The organism is Sulfuricurvum sp. RIFOXYD12_FULL_44_77 (assembly GCF_001830725.1).
Lineage (GTDB): Bacteria > Campylobacterota > Campylobacteria > Campylobacterales > Sulfurimonadaceae > Sulfuricurvum > Sulfuricurvum kujiense_A.
Genome location: NZ_MIBU01000158.1, coordinates 1 through 2,356, shown reverse-complemented (window position 1 = coordinate 2,356; position 2,356 = coordinate 1). Strand labels below are relative to the sequence as shown.

Sequence of the window (2,356 nt, the reverse complement as noted above, 5' to 3'; positions counted from 1 at the left end):
GCATAGATAATCGTGTGTTACCCGCTCTTCGATCGAATAGTCGGTAAAAGCATAGGTTCCGGGGAGATCGACGACACTGAACTCATATCCGCCATGCTCAAAAGTGACCACTGTTTTTTCAACCGTCACCCCTGTGAAATTTCCGACATGAAGCCGCGCATTTCCGATGGAATTGATCAGCATACTTTTGCCGACATTAGGTTGACCGACAAGCGCTACGGTAATTTTTTTAGTGGACATCGGACACCTCAATTAATTCAGCTTCTTCGCGGCGTAATGCGATATTCACATTGCCGATTTTTATCTCATACGTACTTTTGGTGAGACCGCACTCAAGCATTTTAACTTCAGCACCTTTCATCAATCCAAACGATATCAACCGCTGTTTAAGGGCTCCCTTAGCGTTGATCTTGACCACTTTGGCAATGCCCCCTTTGGTGCAGGCACTTAAAAGTGTCATGGTTTCTTCTTTCACGTCTGATCCTTAAAAATTATAATTCAAGCGGACAAGGAAACGATCGTATCCGCCATCATAAAGTCCATCTTCTGAAGTATTGTTGTTTTTGTCAGCAACCATGGCATAGCTCATTTCGGCATTGAACGCTTCGCTCATTTCATAGGTTGCAATTACATCAAACTCTTTAACTCTCATATTTGCAGGTACACTTTTAAAATCGCCATATAAGGCACAAAGACTCACCCCTTCCAAACCGGCATTTGTCAGATCTAAGTCTGCACTCAATTGATACGCTTTGACATCCTCAAAACCGTCAATCGTCATCTCTTCCATTGAAGTAATATACGGTCCGCCGCCAAAGCCGTTACTGACAAAATCACCCTCATTATTGGATGCTTTATTGTATGCCGCACCTACGCTCGCCATTCCGATATTAAAACGTGCTCCGATACCGTATACGTTGCCATCAAGACCGCTGTTGCGTTCTTCACTAAACGTAGCGAATTGCCCTATCAACTCCAACCCCATCGTCTCACTGAAAGGGATGGCGTAGGTTGCATCCGTATAAAATGCATCTGCCAACTCATCAATACCGTAATACCACCCTTGCACTCCAAGATTCTCGATACTTTCATTCATAATACCTACAACCGCCGCACCCTCACTGTTGTCTCCTGCAAGTTTTTTAAATTTTGAGATATCACCACCTGAATCGTATCCCGCCCAGCGTGTAACATACCCGCCTACGAACGTTGTTCCCTCGATACCGCCATAAGATACGACGGCCGCTTCAAAAGAGTTCGGGTGCATACGAATATCATCGGTATCGGCGAGAGGCGTATCAATAAGTTGACGTCCGATACGGAGCGTCAAATCGTTTGCACTGTAGTCGACATAGGCTTCCCCGACATACGCATACGACTTAGTGTTTTCAGCAAACAAATCTCCGTTTGCTTTCCCCTCATCAAAAGAACCTGTTAGCGAGTGAATTTTTTGGCTTGCGTACCCCGCTACACCCAGTGTAATACCATTGCTTGCAGCCGTTTCAAATTTTAAAATCCCACCGAGTGACGTTCCATACGTATCGGTATCTACAGCATTATCTTGATCGACATACGCAGCACGGATTTGACCGCTTGCCTTTCCCCCTTTAAATGCTTCATCCATACTTCCGGCGTTTAATGCTGTAACAGCTGCCAAACTCAATAACATCATCGTTTTCATCATCTTCCTTTTTTTTGTCATTACAGAATGATAGAGATTATCAACTTACAATATGCTTAATAATGATAACCTTTTTCAATTAGACTATTATTTCCCCGCTTTGGGTATAATTTCAAACCAAATAATACACTAATAGGACTTTTATGCAATTTCTCTGGCGCTCAACCAGCCATTTTAACCTCGCCAATTTGGTAACAATGGCAAATATTACCTGCGGATTGCTTGCAACCTATTTTATCACTCAAAATCACTTTGTGATCGCGGTCATCTTGGCTTGGATGGGGGGAGCCTTTGATATTATTGATGGAAAAATAGCCCGTAAATTCAATCTTTCCAACGAATTTGGGGTTCAGCTCGACTCCTTTGCCGATTTTCTCAGCTTTGTCCTCGTCCCGACCTTCTTTATCTTCCAAGGAGTCTATACCCACTTAGAAGGTATCCCCCTCATTATTACCTCAATCGCTTCGATCTATTACGTCATCAGCGGTTTACGCCGTCTGATCCAGTTTAATATCAATACCGATGCGGGAGAGGTCGCGAAACATTTTACGGGTGTTCCGACGCCGCTGGGAGCAATTTTACTCTGGCTTGTATGGCTGGGATCGGGATTTATCGGATGGATGGGGGTACTCGCCCTGATGATACTTATCGGAGCATTGTTAAACTCTAAAGTGA

Annotated in this window: 4 protein-coding genes; 1 reads left to right on the top strand and 3 read right to left on the bottom strand. The window is 43.9% G+C overall.

The features are described from left to right. The 3 genes from A2517_RS06480 to A2517_RS06470 form a co-directional block, all read right to left on the bottom strand. On the bottom strand, positions 1 to 240 hold a 240-nt coding region (locus A2517_RS06480), incomplete at its 3' end, for a FeoB small GTPase domain-containing protein (protein ID WP_294895287.1). Further along, a complete protein-coding gene (locus A2517_RS06475) occupies positions 230 to 475 on the bottom strand; it encodes a FeoA family protein (RefSeq protein WP_349681480.1) in 246 nt (81 codons plus the stop codon). The genes A2517_RS06480 and A2517_RS06475, both read right to left, overlap by 11 nt. A gap of 9 nt (positions 476 to 484) precedes the next feature. After that, entirely contained in the window at positions 485 to 1,681 is a 1,197-nt protein-coding gene (locus A2517_RS06470; RefSeq protein ID WP_294895285.1) for an OprD family outer membrane porin, read from the bottom strand. A gap of 143 nt (positions 1,682 to 1,824) precedes the next feature. Between A2517_RS06470 and A2517_RS06465 the strand changes: the two genes are divergently transcribed. Then, the coding region (locus A2517_RS06465; protein ID WP_294895283.1) for a CDP-alcohol phosphatidyltransferase family protein at positions 1,825 to 2,356 on the top strand (532 nt) is incomplete at its 3' end.